The 18,594-nt window shown below is 32.0% G+C and carries 17 protein-coding genes, 5 tRNA genes and 2 rRNA genes; 1 reads left to right on the plus strand and 23 read right to left on the minus strand.

What is annotated here, in order from left to right; genetic code table 11:
- Positions 1-26: 26 nt before the first annotated feature.
- The 10 genes from CLRAG_RS11535 to CLRAG_RS11575 form a co-directional block, all read right to left on the minus strand.
- Positions 27-102: transfer RNA gene (locus tag CLRAG_RS11535), tRNA-Thr, on the minus strand.
- Positions 103-111: 9 nt separating this feature from the next.
- Positions 112-186 (minus strand) — tRNA-Gly (locus CLRAG_RS11540).
- 84 nt (positions 187-270) lie between these two features.
- A complete protein-coding gene (gene sigH / locus CLRAG_RS11545; protein ID WP_065078555.1) occupies positions 271-912 on the minus strand; it encodes an RNA polymerase sporulation sigma factor SigH in 642 nt (213 codons plus the stop codon).
- Between the two features lie 73 nt (positions 913-985).
- Positions 986-1,498 carry an NYN domain-containing protein gene (locus tag CLRAG_RS11550; RefSeq protein ID WP_065078556.1) on the minus strand — a complete coding sequence of 171 codons (513 nt, stop codon included), beginning with the start codon at positions 1,496-1,498 and terminating at the stop codon, positions 986-988.
- Positions 1,495-2,295: a 23S rRNA (guanosine(2251)-2'-O)-methyltransferase RlmB gene (rlmB, locus tag CLRAG_RS11555; protein ID WP_065078557.1), complete on the minus strand. Its 801-nt coding sequence runs from the start codon at positions 2,293-2,295 to the stop codon at positions 1,495-1,497. Before rlmB ends, CLRAG_RS11550 begins: the two co-directional genes overlap by 4 nt.
- Before the next feature lie 38 nt (positions 2,296-2,333).
- Entirely contained in the window at positions 2,334-2,477 is a 144-nt protein-coding gene (locus tag CLRAG_RS20535; protein ID WP_154104981.1) for a hypothetical protein, read from the minus strand.
- Positions 2,478-2,903, minus strand: a complete 426-nt coding sequence (locus CLRAG_RS11560) for a Mini-ribonuclease 3 (RefSeq protein WP_065078558.1) — start codon at positions 2,901-2,903, stop codon at positions 2,478-2,480.
- Positions 2,904-2,929: 26 nt separating this feature from the next.
- Positions 2,930-4,327, minus strand: coding sequence for a cysteine--tRNA ligase (gene cysS, locus CLRAG_RS11565; RefSeq protein WP_065078559.1), 1,398 nt, complete (start codon positions 4,325-4,327; stop codon positions 2,930-2,932).
- A gap of 495 nt (positions 4,328-4,822) precedes the next feature.
- Positions 4,823-5,515, minus strand: a complete 693-nt coding sequence (ispD, locus tag CLRAG_RS11570) for a 2-C-methyl-D-erythritol 4-phosphate cytidylyltransferase (protein ID WP_065078560.1) — start codon at positions 5,513-5,515, stop codon at positions 4,823-4,825.
- Between the two features lie 3 nt (positions 5,516-5,518).
- Positions 5,519-6,646: a PIN/TRAM domain-containing protein gene (locus CLRAG_RS11575; protein ID WP_065078561.1), complete on the minus strand. Its 1,128-nt coding sequence runs from the start codon at positions 6,644-6,646 to the stop codon at positions 5,519-5,521.
- A 302-nt stretch (positions 6,647-6,948) separates the two neighbouring features.
- On the opposite strand from CLRAG_RS11575, the gene CLRAG_RS11580 reads away from it, so the two are divergent.
- Complete coding sequence (locus CLRAG_RS11580) at positions 6,949-7,353, plus strand: nucleoside triphosphate pyrophosphohydrolase family protein (RefSeq protein ID WP_013240714.1); 405 nt, start codon at positions 6,949-6,951, stop codon at positions 7,351-7,353.
- A 39-nt stretch (positions 7,354-7,392) separates the two neighbouring features.
- On the opposite strand, the gene disA is transcribed toward CLRAG_RS11580, so the two are convergent.
- The 13 genes from disA to CLRAG_RS11645 all read right to left on the minus strand — a co-directional run.
- Positions 7,393-8,457, minus strand: a complete 1,065-nt coding sequence (gene disA / locus CLRAG_RS11585; RefSeq protein ID WP_065078582.1) for a DNA integrity scanning diadenylate cyclase DisA — start codon at positions 8,455-8,457, stop codon at positions 7,393-7,395.
- A gap of 14 nt (positions 8,458-8,471) precedes the next feature.
- Positions 8,472-9,827 carry a DNA repair protein RadA gene (radA, locus tag CLRAG_RS11590; RefSeq protein WP_065078562.1) on the minus strand — a complete coding sequence of 452 codons (1,356 nt, stop codon included), beginning with the start codon at positions 9,825-9,827 and terminating at the stop codon, positions 8,472-8,474.
- A gap of 285 nt (positions 9,828-10,112) precedes the next feature.
- Positions 10,113-12,554 (minus strand): ATP-dependent Clp protease ATP-binding subunit, encoded by a 2,442-nt coding sequence (locus CLRAG_RS11595; RefSeq protein ID WP_065078563.1) that lies wholly within the window; start codon positions 12,552-12,554, stop codon positions 10,113-10,115.
- 20 nt (positions 12,555-12,574) lie between these two features.
- Positions 12,575-13,615 (minus strand): protein arginine kinase, encoded by a 1,041-nt coding sequence (locus tag CLRAG_RS11600; RefSeq protein WP_065078564.1) that lies wholly within the window; start codon positions 13,613-13,615, stop codon positions 12,575-12,577.
- Positions 13,616-13,617: 2 nt separating this feature from the next.
- Positions 13,618-14,166 (minus strand): UvrB/UvrC motif-containing protein, encoded by a 549-nt coding sequence (locus tag CLRAG_RS11605; RefSeq protein ID WP_065078565.1) that lies wholly within the window; start codon positions 14,164-14,166, stop codon positions 13,618-13,620.
- Between the two features lie 73 nt (positions 14,167-14,239).
- Positions 14,240-14,722, minus strand: coding sequence for a CtsR family transcriptional regulator (locus CLRAG_RS11610; protein ID WP_065078566.1), 483 nt, complete (start codon positions 14,720-14,722; stop codon positions 14,240-14,242).
- Between the two features lie 206 nt (positions 14,723-14,928).
- Positions 14,929-15,168, minus strand: a complete 240-nt coding sequence (locus CLRAG_RS11615; protein ID WP_065078567.1) for a hypothetical protein — start codon at positions 15,166-15,168, stop codon at positions 14,929-14,931.
- A gap of 130 nt (positions 15,169-15,298) precedes the next feature.
- The gene (gene fusA / locus CLRAG_RS11620) at positions 15,299-17,383 is read right to left on the minus strand and encodes an elongation factor G (RefSeq protein WP_065078568.1); all 2,085 of its coding nucleotides are present in this window, start codon (positions 17,381-17,383) and stop codon (positions 15,299-15,301) included.
- A gap of 385 nt (positions 17,384-17,768) precedes the next feature.
- A tRNA-Asn gene (locus CLRAG_RS11625) sits at positions 17,769-17,843 on the minus strand.
- A gap of 54 nt (positions 17,844-17,897) precedes the next feature.
- Positions 17,898-17,973: transfer RNA gene (locus CLRAG_RS11630), tRNA-Ala, on the minus strand.
- A 3-nt stretch (positions 17,974-17,976) separates the two neighbouring features.
- Positions 17,977-18,053: transfer RNA gene (locus CLRAG_RS11635), tRNA-Ile, on the minus strand.
- Positions 18,054-18,058: 5 nt separating this feature from the next.
- Positions 18,059-18,175 (minus strand): 5S ribosomal RNA (gene rrf / locus CLRAG_RS11640).
- A gap of 178 nt (positions 18,176-18,353) precedes the next feature.
- Positions 18,354-18,594 (minus strand): 23S ribosomal RNA (locus CLRAG_RS11645); the annotation flags it as partial.

Consider the following 18,594-nt stretch of genomic DNA (forward strand, 5'->3'; position numbering starts at 1 on the left):
GTTGTAAAAACTTTATACATCATTATTGGAGCCCATGACCAGGATTGAACTGGTGACCTCCACCTTACCAAGGTGACGCTCTGCCTACTGAGCTACATGGGCAATTTCTCTTGGAGCGGGAAACGGGACTCGAACCCGCGACGGCCAACTTGGGAAGCTGGTGTTCTACCACTGAACTACTCCCGCCAATAAACTTCAATTAAATATCAAAAGTAACATATCAGTTATTAATTCTAATACAAGTATATTTTTTTGTCAATATACTATTTTCTATTTATGAATTAAACATTTTTCCAATTTTCTTTTAACTCTCTGTAAAGCATTATCTATAGACTTGGCATGTCTATCTAAATCACATGCAATTTCTTGATATGACTTTCCATCGACATAAGACATAAGTACTTCCATTTCTAAATTTGACAACACTTCCCCTATTTCACTTTGTATATGATTTAGCTCTTCCCTTCCAATTACAAGTTCTTCGGGATCTGCCACCTTAGTTTCAGACAAAACATCCAATAAAGTTCTATCTGATTCTTCATCATATATAGGCTTATTTAAAGATATATATGTATTTAATGGAATATGCTTCTGTCTAGTAGCAGTTTTTATAGCAGTTATTATTTGACGGGTCACGCAAAGTTCTGCAAAAGCCTTAAAAGATGATAACTTATCTGGTTTAAAATCCCTTATGGCCTTATATAAACCTATCATACCTTCCTGGTAGATATCCTCCTTATCCGCACCGATTAAAAAATATGACTTTGATTTTGACTTAACAAAATTTCCATATTTATTTATCAGGTACTCCTGAGCACTTACATCCCCTTTTTTTGCCTCAATAACTATTTCTTCATCTAATTTTTCTTCAAAGGGGGAAACTTTCCTAGCATTATAACTCCCATTATCCAAGATATCCCCTCCAACACAATTATAAACCACTGCTACAATTATACATTAAAAGTAAATTTATAGTCAATACATTTTAGTCACTTTTACGAATCTTTTCAAGCTTTTCCAATATATCCTTTTTTATCCTATCTTCCAAGGTATTTCTTTGTTCGTGATATCTCTTTTCTATTTTACTTTTTATATGGTTCTCTACATTATTAACTTCATGATAAAATTCAATAGAGGACATCCTAACAGCACCTCTCTGAAATGTTACTTGCTGTTCTAGCGAATCAGAAGTTACTACAAATACTTCATTTTTACGTCCTATATTATTTACAGTTCTTTCTATAAAACTATCTGCCGTCTCATTTTCTTTAGTAAATACTACTACAACATTTTTATTAATTTTTTCTTTTTTTTCTAAGCTTCCCGATACCATATGGGCATCAAATACTATAAAAACTTTATAGCCCTTATATACGGAGTAATTGCTTAAAGTTTCTATAAGCGACTGTCTTGCGGTTTCAAGACTATAATTCTTTATATTATTTAACTTAGGCCAACTATTTATAACATTATATCCATCTACAAAAATATTTCTCAACTTCTACCACATTTTATTCTTTGCTTTAATATTTCATACATCAATATGCCACCTGCCACAGAAGCATTTAAGGATGATACTCTTCCTACCATAGGTATCTTTACCAGCACATCACATTTTTCTTTAGTTAGTTTAGCTATTCCTCTTCCTTCACTTCCTATTATTAAAGCCGCAGGCCCCTTAAAATCAACATCAAAGCAATAATTTTCTCCACTCATATCAGCCCCATATACCCATATACCATCTTTCTTTAATTTTTCTATTGTAGTATTTAAATTTGTAACTTTACATATTTTCATATACTCTGCTGCTCCTACAGAAGATTTATATACTACAGGCGTAATTCCCACATTTCTTCTTTTAGGTATTATAATTCCATGAGCACCGCATATCTCAGCAGTTCTTATTATTGCACCAAAGTTATGGGGATCTTCTATTTCATCTAATACAATTATAAAAGGGGCCTCTTTTTTTTCTTTAGCGTATTCTAATATATCCTCTACTTCACAGTATTTATAAGGGGTTATTTGTGCAATTACTCCTTGATGTGCTCCTGTCTGGGAAATTTTATCTAGCTTTTTTCTATCCACCTGTTTTACAACTATATGCTTTTCTTTAGCTTTAGCAAGTATTATATTTATAGAACCTGACATATTTCCCTCTGCAAGAAAAATCTGTTCTATAGTTGTATTACTTGATTTTAAAGCTTCAATAACTGCATTTCTGCCTTCAATTAAATCCTCTCTAAACTCAGTTTTATCTGTCAAGTTCGTTGACTTTTTATATTTATTTTTCATAATCCTACCCTTTATACCTCAATTTCTTATTTACTTTTTTAGTCTACCTTATATTTCCTTGATATCTCTTGTAACTTTCCACAAGTCATTTTTCCTTCCAAACAAGATTCATTTACACAGGAAGGTCCACAGTTCATAAACAAATTAGTCGTATACTCAATTAACTTAACCTCTAATGCCAATTAAAATTCCCCTTTATTCTTCAAGTTTATTATAAGCCTAAATAAATAATTTAATCTATCTCGGTTATCTATTAAATATAAAAAACCAATTAATGTTTCAAATCCAGTTGCAAATCTATACTCCTGTACATCTGCATTTTTAGGAACTGTCCCTGACTTAGCATTTCGTCCTTTTTTAAAAAAATATATTTCACTATCAGATAACTCTTGTTCCAATTTTTTTATAACTTCACTTTGAGAATGGGCCTTTACAAATTTTATAGCTTCCACATGCAAATTATGTACAGACATATTTCTGTGTTCACTGGCTAAATAAGTTCTTACAAACACCTCATATACAGCATCTCCAATAAACGCAAGTGCAAGGGGACTCATCTGTCTTACCTCTGCTTCACTCATTCTTATCTTTAACAAATCATTTTCCATCTTTATCCCCCGTTAAATTATAATCTCTATACTCTTTTCCATCTTACTCCTTCTGGTGTATCTTCTAATACTATTCCCTGTGCCTTCAAGTCATCCCTTATTTTATCGGAAAGTGCCCAGTTTTTTTCACTTCTAGCTATTTGTCTCTTCTCTATTAAAGCTTCAATTTCTTTTTCAATGCTTCCTCGCTTAGATTGCTGTAGTATTCCAAGTGGAGCTCCCAGTTCCCTTATTAAATTGAGACAATTCCTAATTACTTCCACAGAGGAATCCTTATTTATGCTTACATTTATATCCTTTACCAGGTCAAAAATTACAGATATAGCATCTGCTGTATTAAAGTCATCATCCATCTTTTTAATGTATCTTTGCTTGTATTTATCTAATTTATTTCTATACTCTTTTTCATTTTCTGAAATTGGTATGTCTTCTTTATTATCTAGAAGATTTTCTAAATTTGTTATTGAATTGTACAATCTATCTAACGCTGATTTTGTAGAATCTAAAAGTTCCATACTAAAATTTATTTGAGTTCTATAATGACCTGATAACATAAACATTCTTATTACGTCCGGTTCATATTTTCCCAAAATTTCCCTTACAGTAAAAAAGTTATTTAGTGATTTTGACATTTTTTGGTTATTTACATTTACAAAAGCAGAATGCATCCAATACTTCGCAAATGTTTTACCGGTTCTACCTTCACTTTGAGCTATTTCATTCTCATGATGGGGGAACATTAAATCAGACCCACCTGCATGTATGTCTATAGTTTCTCCTAGTAAATCATGCGCCATACAGGAGCATTCTATATGCCATCCCGGTCTTCCCATTCCCCAAGGGCTTTCCCATGCAGGTTCACCAGGTTTTTGCCCCTTCCAAACTGCGAAATCCATAGGATCTTTCTTTCTCTCATCAACATCTATTCTAGCTCCTGCCCTAAGATCATCTATATTTTGTCCAGAAAGTTTTCCATAATTGCTGAATTTCTTTGTACTAAAATAGACATCCCCATCTATCTCATAGGCATAGCCTCTATCTATTAAATCTCCTATAAATTCAATAATTTTTGTTATGTATAAAGTAGCTCTAGGATTTACAGTAGCTCTTTTTATGTGCAAAGCATCTGCATCCTTATAATATTCTTTTATAAACTTATCTCCCAGTTCTTTTACAGTTATATGTTCATCTTGTGCTTTTTTTATCATCTTATCATCAATATCTGTAAAATTTTGTACAAATCTCACTTTATATCCCTTGTACTCCAGGTATCGTCTAACAGTGTCAAATACAACAAAAGTTCTGGCATTGCCTATATGAAAAAAATTATATACTGTAGGGCCACATACATACATTTTTACTTCATTGGAATCCAATGGAACAAACTCTTCCTTTTCCCTGGTCATTGTATTAAAAATTTTCATGATATTTTGGCCTCCTTGTTTAGTTTCCCTATTTATATCAAGTGATTCTTAGGTTCAGGTGGAGTTTACTTATAAGGAATACCCTTTCTCCATCTGAACCTTAGAAGAATTTATCCAGATGCGTAGCAGTGCTTATCCCCCCACTTTGAAGAAAAGCAGATATTCCAAATCTTTGATTCGGTGATAGTCGCTTTCACTGTGTGCGATGGGGGTGTTAGCAATGGTAGCAATCGGATAAACTAAATTAAAAATATAAATAAAGTTTTTTTACACCAAATAAAATTCTTATCCATAGAATCCTTAGAATTTCTCATCTATAATAGATACCTATTGGACAAAATTCTTACTCTAATTTCGATTTAAATTCCCTAAATATTTTATCACATTATTGTAACTTATTTAAGTGCTATTAATATTTTTATCCCTCTTGCTTTAAATAAGGAAAACCTATAAGGATCCATAACATCATGGAAGCTTATAGGTCTTTAACTTACTTTAATATTTTTCAACTATACTTTCAGCTATATTCAAATCCTCTGGTGTGGTCACTTTTATGTTTTCATAGTTGCCTTCATACAAATAAACCTTATTTCCATAATGCTCTACTACCATAGTATCATCAGTAACACACATTTTTTCATTCATTAATTTTTTATGACATCCATAAATTAAATCATATTTAAAACACTGCGGAGTTTGAACTGCAAATAAACTTTTTCTCTCTAATGTAGAAGAAGAAAATCCACTTTCTTCCCTAACTTTTAGTGTGTCCTTAGGCCTAACTCCACAAGCACAAGCCCCATACTTATTAGAATATTTTATTCCATCGTCAATAATTTTACTAGTGACAAAAGGTCTAGCTCCGTCGTGAATTAGAACAACACTACAGTTTTCTTTTTCTAAAACTTCTAATCCATTAAATACTGAATCCTGACGTTCTTTTCCCCCAGCAACTAATTTAACTACCTTCTGAAGTCCATATTTATCTACTACTTCTCTTTTACAATATTCTATCTCAGTTTCTGCACATACAAGTATAATTCCATCTATAAGAGGATTTATGGAAAATGCCCTTATAGAATAATATAATATAGGCTTACCCTTAATTTTAATAAATTGCTTATTAATAGTAGTTCCCATTCTTTTTCCCTTACCAGCAGCTACAATAATAGCATAATTACCATTCATAAGTTATAGATCCCCTTTTTGTCTTGCAAATATCATTCTTCCTGCTGCTGTTTGTAATACAGAAGTTACTACCACATCTTTTGTATCTCCTATATACTTTTTTCCACCTTCTACAACTATCATTGTTCCATCATCTAAATATGCAATACCCTGTCCTGATTCTTTTCCATCCTTAATTATTTGTACATTCATTTCTTCTCCTGGAAGTACAACAGGTTTCACCGCATTAGCAAGTTCATTTATATTAAGTACTGGTACTCCCTGGAACTCTGCAACTTTATTTAAATTGTAGTCATTAGTCACTACTTTTCCATCTAAAACTTGTGATAGTTTTAAAAGCTTGGCATCTACTTCCGGTATGTTTGGAAAATCTTTTTCATATATCTGAACGTCAATATTTAACTCTTTCTGTATCTTATTTAATATATCTAATCCTCTTCTTCCCCTAGTTCTCTTCAATCCATCTGAAGAATCAGCTATATGTCTTAATTCTGCTAGTACAAAGTTTGGAATTACAAGTGGTCCCTCTATAAATCCAGTTTGGCATATATCAAATATTCTCCCATCTATTATTACAGAAGTATCTAAAACCTTAGGATATCCTTTATGTGCATGTTGGTGCTCCCCTTTAGATTTTTTTTCTCTAGTTCCCTGAAGTCTTTTAGTTGCCACACTAGCAGCTATATTAGAAAACATGGACATTAATTCTTCCCTTTTTCGTATAGCAATATTTGCACCTAATGCAGCCATAAGTATAGCTACTATTACTGCAAGTACAGTCCCCACAACTGGTATCTTTTCTAACAAATTAAGAAATACTGCTGATATTAAAAGTCCTATTAATGCTCCCAAAACACCTAATAATATTTCTACTGCAGGAAGCTTTTGAAGGCTCTTTTCGATATAATCCATAGTTTTCATAATAATTGAATTAATCCATGGTGATATTAAAAATAACATGATTCCAAAAAACAAAGTTAATATAGATAAAAATAAAAATTGTTTAACTGGACTATTTCCTAAATAAAATATTTTAACAAAGTAGTTAGAACTTAACGCACTCTTTCCTAGCAAATATCCTAATATTAAGCCTATTATTGTAAAAAGTCCTCTCAGTATTTTTTTTAACAATAGACTCACCTCCCCTACATTGATGTTTTTTCATTACATTTACTATATATTAATAAACTAGATTTTTCAATAAAACCAAATTTATTTAATAAATTATTTACTTTACGTCCTTAATTTAACAAGCCCCTTTAGATAATTATACCAAAAAATAAAATTTATAAACATTTTTGTCCATTATTTCACATGACAATCCCCCTATTCATAAATTTATTCTTGGTTTATTATATATGCATAGAGCAATTTTACTTAGTACTAACTTAAGTTTACAAATAATATCCTAAATATATAAGGAGTTGAACCTGATGAAAGATATAATTTTTGATAATTTTCAAAACGCAGTAAGTGAATCTTTATTAAGGCATAAGAGTATTTTAGATATAATTACGAAACTTCAGGAATCAAATGCTAGAATAAATAGAGCTGTTGCAAAATCTATTACTAATTGCGGATGTATAGAAGTTTGTGGTAAGAAACAACATATTCCATCCGAAGATAATACTTTGGATATTGAATCCCTAAGATCTTGCTTAAGTACTCATGTAAAAGGTAAGCTATGTGACAACTGTAGAGATGTAATACAAAACGAAATAGGAAATAATTTATTTTATCTTACTTGTTTATGTAATACACTGGATATAAATCTATATGACATACTTTTAAAAGAATATGACAAAATAAATACTCTAGGTAAGTATTCCTTCAGATGATTTCTAGCACAAAATAATACCAGTCATATTATTTTGTGCTTAAAATTTATTGTCTATCATGATTTGTTCCCTAAGTCTTCTCAATCCATTCTTTATAGCTCTAGCCCTAGCTTCTCCTATTCCTTCAACTTTATCAAGCTGCTCATAGGATGCTTCCATAACACCTTTAAGCTCCTTAAAATTTTTCACTAAATTTTCTATTACATTAGTTGGTATCCTAGGAATTTTGTTTAACATTCTGTATCCTCTTGGCGATATCAATGTATCAACTAGAGGGGCTCCTGCATATCCCAAAGATTTAGAAATACAATCAAGATTGAATAGTTCACTTGAACTTATTTCTTGAAGTTGCTTATATATTTCATCATAATCCATACCACTTTGACAATAGTCTCTTATCATAAATATTCCATCTCTTTCAACACTTTTAATTAATTCGTTTAATTGCATTGAAATTAATCTTCCTTCATTTCCAAGTTCACATATGTATCTTTCAATCTCCGATACTATTCTCATTACCATTTCAGTTCTTTGGATAGCCGTCATTACATCAAATAGTGTTACTATGTCTTGAAACTCTAAAATATTAAGATTGTTAACAACCCCATCAAGTACAGAGACGTACTTTTCTAAAGTTTGCAGTGCTTGATTAGCCCTTCCAAGCATAACACTACTGTCCTGTAATACATATTTAATGTATCCTTTATATACAGTTATTACATTTCTCCTTTGAGAAATAGCAATAACTATAGCCCCTGTTTGTTTAGCCACTCTATCTGCAGTTCTATGCCTTGTTCCAGTTTCAAAAGTTGGAATAGATGAATCTGGAATAAGTTGAGTGTTTGCATATAATATTCTCTTTAAATCACTGCTCAATATTATAGCGCCATCCATTTTTGCAAGCTCATATATATAAGAAGAACTGTACTCAGAATTAATGGTAAATCCACCGTCTACCACTTTCATTATCTGTTCACTGTCTCCTAAAACTACAAGCCCGCCAGTTTTAGCCCTCAAAATATTTCTAAGACCTTCCCTAAGTTGAGTACCTGGAGCTAAAAGTTTTAATATACTTTTAAGTTCTTTATCTTTTTCTAATCTCAAAATCATCACCCTAATTAAAAAACTTTATTTAATGCCTCCTTCAGGGAGGATACACCTATAACATTTATATCTTTACAATTTACCTTTCCCTTATTTCTATCTGGTATTATTATATTCCTAAATCCCATTTTTTTTGCTTCATTTACAATTCTATCACAAAATGATACTGGTCTAACTTCACTTGTAAGTCCAATCTCACCTACTGCCAAAAGATTATCTAGACCTATTTCCCTAGATTTAGCACTAGATATAAGTGCAAGGGCAAGCCCTAAATCTCCAAAAGTTCCTTCTATCTTAAGTCCTCCTACTACATTTACATAAACATCACAATTATAAAATGTAATTCTAAGTTTTTTCTCAAGTACCGCTAAAATTAAATTTAATCTGGAGATATCTACTCCAACTGCTGTTCTTCTTGGCATAACTGCTTTAGTTTCACTAACCAACGCTTGTATTTCTACTAGTATAGGCCTTTTTCCTTCCATTATACCAATAATTACAGAACCTTCTTTTTGAAATTCTCTATCTTCTAAAAATGCTGCAGAAGGATTTAATATTTCTTTAAGCCCGCTTCCTGCCATTTCAAATACACCAATTTCACTGGTAGTACCAAAACGGTTTTTTACAGTTCTTAAAATTCTTAACTCTCCTGTTCTTTCTCCTTCAAAAGACAGTACAGTATCCACCATATGCTCTAGTACCCTAGGTCCCGCTAGCTCACCCTGCTTTGTAACATGTGCCACTATAAAAAAAGATATATTATTAGACTTCCCTATACGCATAATATCGTTAGAAGTTTCCCTTACTTGAGACACACTACCCGGTGCTGAGCTAATAGATTCTTTAAATAAAGTCTGAATAGAATCCACTACTACAAATACAGGTTTAGTTTGTTCTATATGAGCCTTTATTTTATCAATATTAACTTCTGAAACTATATAAAGATCATTAGACAAAGAATCAAGTCTATCTCCCCTCATCTTTATCTGTTCTTCTGACTCTTCTCCTGAGACATACAGCACTTTTCCATACTTTTCAGCAATATTGCTGGCCGTCTGTAAAAGCAAAGTCGATTTTCCAATACCAGGAGCTCCGGATATAAGTGTTATTGAACCTTTTACAATGCCTCCTCCAAGAACTCTATTCAATTCCATTATACCAGTATCTAACCTTTCATATTCACCGGATTTTATATTATTTATACTCTTGGGTGTGCTGCTAAACTTCATATCAGAAAATGTTACTTCCTGAGGCGACTTAATCTCTTCTACCATGCAATTCCATTTATTACAATTAGGACATTTACCCAGCCACTTTGGGGATTCATATCCACATTCCTGGCATACAAAAACCGTTTTTTTCTTTACCATTGAATCATCTCTTCCTGTATAAATCAATAAAAATAGCTAAATTTATATAAACAGAGTTCTTAGCATAAAATGGAGTTTTAACTCCATTTTATGCTAAGAAATCGTTATCCAGGGACCTAGCTACTCTTTACTCCCACTTGGATAAAAACAGGCGTCCCAAATTCTTCTATTCGATGACAGTCGCTTTCGCGGAGTCCGTGGGAGTATTAGAGCAGGTAGTCATCGGATAAAAATTAAACTTTATACTGTAAAAAGTATAAAGTTTAATTTTATCTGAGTCAATCATTAATTAACTTTATTAAATAATAATTCTCCCTTTTCTACAACTACCTTAACCTTATCTCCTTTTTTAACATTACCTCTAAGCATTTCTTCAGAAAGTTTATCTTCTACAGTTTTTGTAATTGCTCTTCTAAGTGGTCTTGCACCATAAGTTAGGTCAAGGCCTTCTTTTGCCAAGAGTTCCTGTGCTTTATCTGTAAATCCAATTTCTATTTCCTGATCTTTAAGCCTTAAGGAAACATCTTTTAACATAAGTTTTACTATTTGTTTTAAATCTTCCTCTTCTAACTGGTGGAACACTATAATATCATCAATTCTGTTTAAGAACTCAGGCCTAAAAGAATTTCTAAGTTCCTCCATTATATTATCTTTCATCTTTTCATATTGACTTTCCTTGTCATCACCTTTAGCAGCAGTAAATCCCATAGATTTTTGTTTTTTAATGGTAGCTGCCCCAACATTAGAAGTCATTATTATTATGGTATTTTTAAAATTTATTGTTTTTCCTTTTCCATCGGTTAATCTCCCATCTTCAAGTATTTGAAGCAATATATTAAATACTTCTGGGTGTGCTTTTTCTATTTCATCAAACAGTACTACTGAATAAGGATTTCTTCTTACTTTTTCAGTAAGCTGTCCTCCTTCATCATAGCCTACATACCCTGGAGGCGATCCTATAAGTCTAGATACCGTATGCTTTTCCATATATTCTGACATATCAATTCTTATCATATTGTTTTCGTCGCCAAACATAGCCTCTGCCAAAGCTTTTGACAATTCAGTTTTCCCAACACCTGTAGGTCCCAAAAATATAAATGAACCTATAGGTCTCTTTGGATCTTTAAGTCCAACCCTAGCCCTTCTTACTGCCTTAGAAATGGATTTAACTGCTTCATCTTGACCTACTACTCTCTTATGAAGAATTTCCTCTAATTTGAGCAATCTCTCCGATTCTCTTTCAGTTAACTTCTCTACAGGTATATTGGTCCACTGAGATACTACTGATGCAATTTGATCTTCTCCTACCGTAAGTGTAGATACTTCCTTTTTAGTCTTCCAGTTAGTTTTTAATCCTTCTAATTTATTTTTTAATTCCTTTTCTTTATCCCTTAAACTAGCAGCTTTTTCAAAATCCTGTACCCTAATAGAATCCTCTTTTTCTTTAGTTGCCTTTTCTAATTCTTCTTCTAAATTTTTTAAATCTGGTGGGGCAATTAAATTTTGTATTCTAACTTTAGCAGCTGCTTCATCTATAAGATCAATTGCCTTATCAGGTAAATACCTATCAGTAATATATCTATCTGACAAGTTTACTGCTGCATATATTGCTTCATCTATTATTTTTACTCTATGGTGGGCCTCATATTTGTCTCTAAGACCTTTTAATATTAGAACCGCCTCTTCTTTAGTAGGTTCTCCTACTATTATAGGCTGAAATCTTCTTTCAAGTGCAGCATCCTTTTCAATGTATTTTCTATATTCATCTATAGTAGTGGCTCCTATGCATTGTATTTCTCCTCTAGCTAAAGCTGGTTTTAATATATTAGATGCATCTATAGCACCTTCTGCTGCTCCTGCTCCTATTATAGTATGAATTTCATCTATGAATAATATTACATTACCTGATTTTCTTATCTCTTCCATAACCTTTTTAAGTCTTTCTTCAAATTCTCCTCTATATTTTGATCCCGCTATCATTGAAGAAAGATCTAATGTTACTACTCTTTTTCCCCTTAAAAGTTCAGGTATATTACACGATACTATCTTTTCTGCCAATCCTTCTGCAATTGCAGTTTTACCTACACCAGGATCTCCAATTAGACAAGGATTATTCTTAGTTCTTCTACTTAGTATTTCCAAAACCCTCTGAGTTTCCTTATCTCTTCCTATAACAGGGTCCAATTTTCCCTCTTTTGCCATGTCTGTTAAGTCTCTTCCAAACTGATCTAAAGTTGGGGTTGGCTCTCCATTTTCTTTCTTAGTACTGCTTGAATTCATTGATGATTGCTCTCCTGAAAGTGAATCCACAAGTTCTTTCCTCAATTTGTTAAAATCCACTCCCAAATTGTTTAAAATAGTAAATGCAACTCCCTCTGCCTCTCTTATAAGTGCAAGTAGGATATGCTCTGGACTTATATAGTTATGGTTTAGATTCCTGGCTTCAAACAAACTTAGCTCTAAAAGTCTTTTCGTCCTTGGAGTAAGAGGGATTTCCTTATTGTACAAATTTATTTCTCCCCTACCCTCATATTCTTCTATAAAATTTCTTACTGTTTCAATATTTACATTCATATCACTTAAAAGATTTCTGGATATTCCTTCTTCTTTTAATATTCCCAAAAGTATATGTTCTGTACCTACATATCCATGTTGAAGTGCTTGTGCTTCTTCTTGAGCATAAACTAATACTTTTTGTGCTCTTTCCGTAAATCTTCCAAACATCATAGTATATTTCACCATCCTTCTTATTGAACTTTATCAATATTTAATTTTTCTTTTACAATTTTTGCTCTATTAAGATTCATTTCAATGGCTGATAAAATTTTCTCATTTCCATTTTGTATTGTAGCAGGCTGTGTACTTACTAAAAGATTGTTCAAGGTTGCCTTACTTATATTCTTAATTATTCCCATTTCAACGCCTAATCTTACATCAGACAAAAGCTTGAAACATTCATTTACATTTAAAATCACTGCTGATTTTAATATACCCAATGCTCTGTAAATTTTATCTTCTACCTCATATTTAAATTTTTTCATAAGATTTTCTCTAGAAGCCTTTTCTTCATTTGTTACCTGAACAACTACAGCTTTTAAATTGCTCAGTATCTCCTCTTCGCTTCTACCTAAAGTAACCTGATTGGAAATCTGATATATATTCCCTATGGCCTTTGAACCCTCACCATATAATCCTCTAACAGTCATTCCAACTTGAGATAATGCATTTAAAAATCCATTCATCTGATTGTTTAAAGAAAGTGCTGGCAAATGCAGCATAACAGAAGCTCTAAGTCCTGTTCCTATATTAGTGGGACATGCTGTAAGATAACCTAACTTTTCATCAAATGCATATTTTAAATTTTCTTCCAATAAATCATCTATTTTATCACTTACATTATATACTTCTTCCAAATTTAGCCCTGCCGTTATACACTGGATTCTAATATGATCTTCTTCATTTATCATAATACTTATAGTCTGCTGATTATCTAGTATAAAGGCAGATTTATGACTGTGATCTATCAAATTTTTGCTTATAAGGTGTTTTTCTAGATAATTTCGCTTTTCATTATCAGTTTCTTCCCACAAATAATTGGTCTTAAATGTGTCCTTATTACTGGAAGGTGTATAAAAAGCATTCTCTACTAGTTTGATTACCTCTTTGCTTTTTTCTTGATTTAATTTATGTGGAAATGGAACTTCAGCCAAATTTCTAGCTAATCTTATCCTACTACTTATTACCAAACCCCCGTTGCTGTCATCACAAGTAGTCGTCCAATTATTCAAAGTTAACCCTCCTTCCTATTTTCGTTGCTCACATGAACTTGTTTCTCAATTTCTTTTATAGCATCTCTTATAGTTGCTGCTTTTTCATACTCCTCTAAGGATACTGCCTTTTGAAGATCTGACTTTAACTTCAAAAGCTTATTTCTTTCAATAATACTTTTTCCTTGATTTTTAGGTATTTTACCTGTATGACCTAAATTTGCTTGAACCCTCTTAATTACAGGTTCTAAAATATTACTAAAATTTTTATAGCACTCACTGCATCCTAAAAGACCTGTTTTTTTAAATTCACTATAAGATGTACCACAGGTTTTACAAGATATATCAAAGGTTTTATGTTCTTCATTATTGCCGCTTGTCATATAATCCATAATTCCACTTAAAATATTTTGGAATCCAAATGGAGAAACAAAGTCTATTTGAGGTACAAAATTAAGTTCTCCCTTTTCCATAGCACACTTTTCACATAAATTAATATCCTGCTTGGAACCATTTATTATTTTTGTTATATGAACTGTAGCTTCATTCTTCTTACATATATCACAAATCATATCATCACTCCTATGCATATATGATTAACATTTAATGTAATTTAATACAATAAATATTATATCATATATTTGTCTATCTATTCATACCAAATTTAGGGCTCTTAAATATAACTACTATAATTGATTTTAATATATCTGCCCTCAATTTATTTTTATTATTCAATGCAATATTTAGTGTCCTATCATTTATTATAGTCTTTAATATTATGTTTTCTCTTTCCGTTATAACTTGCTCTTCAAGTAGCGTTTCTATAAGCTGTGCAGCAGTATTGTATGTTATGGTGTCCCCTATTTTTTCTATTATACTTTTAAGTAAATTCTCATTACAGTCAAATTCTATTTTTCGTATAATTATACATCCACCGCCGCCCCTCTTGCTTTCTATGTAGTAACCTTTATCCATAGTAAATCTAGTAGTCAATACATAATTTATCTGGGAGGGCGCACAGCTAAAATAATTAGCTAGTTCGTTTCTGCCAATTTGAAGTTTAGTCTCCTCACTATTATTAAGCATTTCTTTTATAAAGTCTTCTATTATATCTGATAATCTTGCCAATTTACCACCTTCTTGACTTTGACTTTCTTTGACCTTAAATTAATAATATTATTAATTTAGGTTTTATTCAACTTCTATATTTCACTAAATATATTTGTTTTATACACAAATACTAATTTCAAATACTATTTTCTCCATTTTTCTAATACATACTATTGTATACTGTTTATATGTGTTAAATAAGAATAATCACCATGTAGAATAATTTAATCCTCATTCTTAAATGCTTTTATACAATACTTTCCTCCATCACAGGTTTTATTTGGATTAACAGTAAAATACTTATTTTTTAACATATTACATACTATCTCTACATTTTTATTTTCATTGCTATCTACAACTATAGTTAATTTATCATTTTTATTTACTATTGCTATATAATCATATATACTACTATAATCCTCTAAAGTAATTTTACCTTTTATGCTCATTTTATATTCAGACATATAATCTCTCCTTAATTGAAAAGTTCATCTAATGATTAATAAAATTATTATTCATTGTAGTGAATTAAAATATACACAATATTTAATTTTAAAAAACCTCAATAGAATTATATTCTATTGAGGCTGAAATTTATTCTTGCCTAACTTTTATTTTATTTTTACTTTCTATTATCTTATTTGCTTGAATGTCTGGGACTTCCTCATATCTTTCAAATTTCATATTGAAACTTCCTCTAGCTTGAGTCATGGACCTTAAATCTGTAGCATATTTAAACATTTCTGCTTCAGGTACTTCAGCTATTATTATCTGATTTTTACCCGAAACTTCCATTCCAAGTACTCTCCCTCTTCGTTTATTTATATTCCCAATTATATCCCCCATATACTCTTCAGGGACACACACTTCTACATGTAAAATTGGTTCTAATAATACAGGATCAGCTTCTAAAATTCCTTTCTTATAGGCTAAAGATGCTGCTACCTTAAAAGCCATTTCTGAAGAGTCTACTGGATGATACGATCCATCATGTAATGTAGCTTTTATTCTTATTATAGGGTATCCAGCTAAGACCCCATGGTTAATACATTCTCTAAGCCCTTTTTCAACTGCCGGTATATACTGTCTTGGAACTACTCCCCCTACTACTTTATCCACAAATTCTAAATCATCTTCATTATCATTTCTTGGTTCAAACTTAATTTTTACATCTCCATACTGTCCATGTCCTCCTGATTGCTTTTTGTGTTTGCCCTGTACATCTGAAGTTTTCCTTATTGTTTCTCTATAATGTACTTTTGGTTCTCTCAAAATAACATCTGTTCCAAATTTAGACTTTAATTTAGATGATATCACATCAATGTGAACTTCACCTTGTCCAGAAATTATAGTCTCTGCATTTTCTACATCTCTAGATATTTTAAAAGTAGGATCTTCTTCTAACAGTTTACTTAGTCCATTAAATATTTTATCCTCATCATTTTTAGATTTAGGTAACATAGCCATCGAAATTACTGGCTCCGGAAATTCAATTGCTTTAAATGCAACTAAAGACGATGGGTCACATAAGGTATCCCCTGTGCTCGCAAATTGTAGTTTAGCAACAGCGCCCATATCTCCGGCTCCTATTTCCGACACAGGTATCTGCTGTTTTCCCTTTAAAAAATATAAGGTTCCTATTTTTTCACTTTTATCTTTTTTCACATTATATACTGTCATATCTGATTTGAGCTTACCAGTCATGACTCTAAATAAAGATAACTTACCTACAAAAGGATCAGCTATAGTTTTAAAAACAAAAGCTGAAAAAGGACTATTTTCATCTGCTTTAACTACAACCTGTGATTTTTGTTCTAAATTAACATTAATTACTTCTGAAGCTTCAGGAGATGGGAAACATTGAATTATATCTTCTAATAAAGTATCTATTCCTATTCCATTTACAGCAGAGCCACACATTACAGGTGTAATTTCACCTTTTGAGCAAGCTCTTATTAATCCTTTATAAATGTCTTCATCACTTAAAGTACCCTCACTAAAATATTTATCTAAAAGTTCCTCATCTGTTTCTGCCACAGCTTCCATAACCATATTCCTACATTTTGTGATTTTATCTAAAATATCTTTTGGTATAGTAGTTTCTTCTACTATGTTCTTATTATTCACTATATTAGCTTTTCCTGAAATAACGTTTACAATTCCTTTAAAATTATTTTCCTTTCCTATAGGATATTGAATTGGTACTACAGACATACCAAACTTTTCTTTTAATTCTGCCAATGTTTTATCAAAATCTGAATTTTCTCTATCCAACTTATTTATATAAAAAGCTCTAGGAAGTTTACTTTTATTGACACCACTCCAAGATTTCTCAGCTCCCACTTGGATTCCAGATACACTTGATAAAACAATTATAGCTACATCAACTGCTCTCAATCCTTCCATAGTTTCTCCTATAAAATCAAAATATCCTGGCATATCAACTAAATTTATCTTTGTATTTTTCCATTCACAAGAAGCTAAAGATGAAGCTATTGATATTTTTCTCTTTTTTTCTTCAATATCATAATCACTAACAGTACTTCCATCCTCAATTTTTCCAAACCTATCAACAACTTTTGTGTAATAAAGTATTGCTTCTGTTAATGTAGTTTTACCAGAACCACTATGTCCAATAAATCCTACATTTCTTAAATTATTTACTGAATATTTTTTCATAAGCAATCCCTCCCCTTACTTTTCGATTAATTATATATTCTATTTGCTAATTAAAATTCCTCCTACAATTAATTAAATTTTCAAAATAATTTTGCTTTTATATTATTATCTATGAAAACAAGTGCCTAAAATATGCACTCCATAAAAAAATAAACCAAAGGTGAGCTACCTTTGGTTTATTTTTACTAATCTATTTTAGGCATTTTCAAAGAAATAACTAATCAGTATGCTAGCCTATTTTTTATCATACTGCATCGGTAGAACCCTTAGATAAGATTCACTATCTGCGGAACCTTCCTCCTTGTCTGATAAAAAATATTCGTCGCATCTTTGACTTGTTATTTTCTTTCAAATGCCTTAATTAAATGAATTCAAAAAATAAAAATGGCTCCGTGGAGAGGGCTCGAACCTCCAACCCTTCGGTTAACAGCCGAATGCTCAACCATTGAGCTACCACGGAACAATCTATGCAGTGTATTTCTTTAAAAAACGAGTAACAAAATGTTACTCGTTTTGGTGGAGATAAAGAGATTCGAACTCTTGACCCTCTGCGTGCAAGGCAGATGCTCTCCCAGCTGAGCTATACCCCCGCATGGTGGACCTTCAGGGACTCGAACCCCGGACCCACCGGTTATGAGCCGGTTGCTCTAACCAACTGAGCTAAAGATCCTTATAACCTGGCAGCGACCTGCTCTCCCACAGGGCCTCCCCTGCAGTACCATTGGCACTGTGAAGCTTAACCTTCCTGTTCGGTATGGAAAGGGGTGTTACCTTCACGTCATTACCACCAGATCTATTATTGAAAATTGCTATAAGCTTATATCAATTTTCTTATCACAGTTTTATATTATACAGTGCTTTTAAACAACTGTCAATACTAAACATGAATTTAACCATAAAAATTTTATAGTTAAAGAAGAACTCTGTCCTCTCAAAATTGCACAGTAAATTTTTTTCTTTCGTTTTTTATTTGGTCAAGCCCTCGACCTATTAGTATCAGTCAGCTTAACAAGTTACCCTGCTTACACCTCTGACCTATCTCCTCGTGTTCTTCGAGGGGTCTTACTAGCTTACGCTATGGGAAATCTTATCTTGAGGTGGGCTTCACACTTAGATGCTTTCAGCGTTTATCCCTTCCCAACTTGGCTACCCAGCTATGCTCCTGGCGGAACAACTGGTTCACCAGCGGTCGGTCCATCCCGGTCCTCTCG

Origin of the sequence: Clostridium ragsdalei P11, assembly GCF_001675165.1 — a bacterium.
GTDB classification, from domain to species: Bacteria; Bacillota; Clostridia; order Clostridiales; family Clostridiaceae; genus Clostridium_B; species Clostridium_B ragsdalei.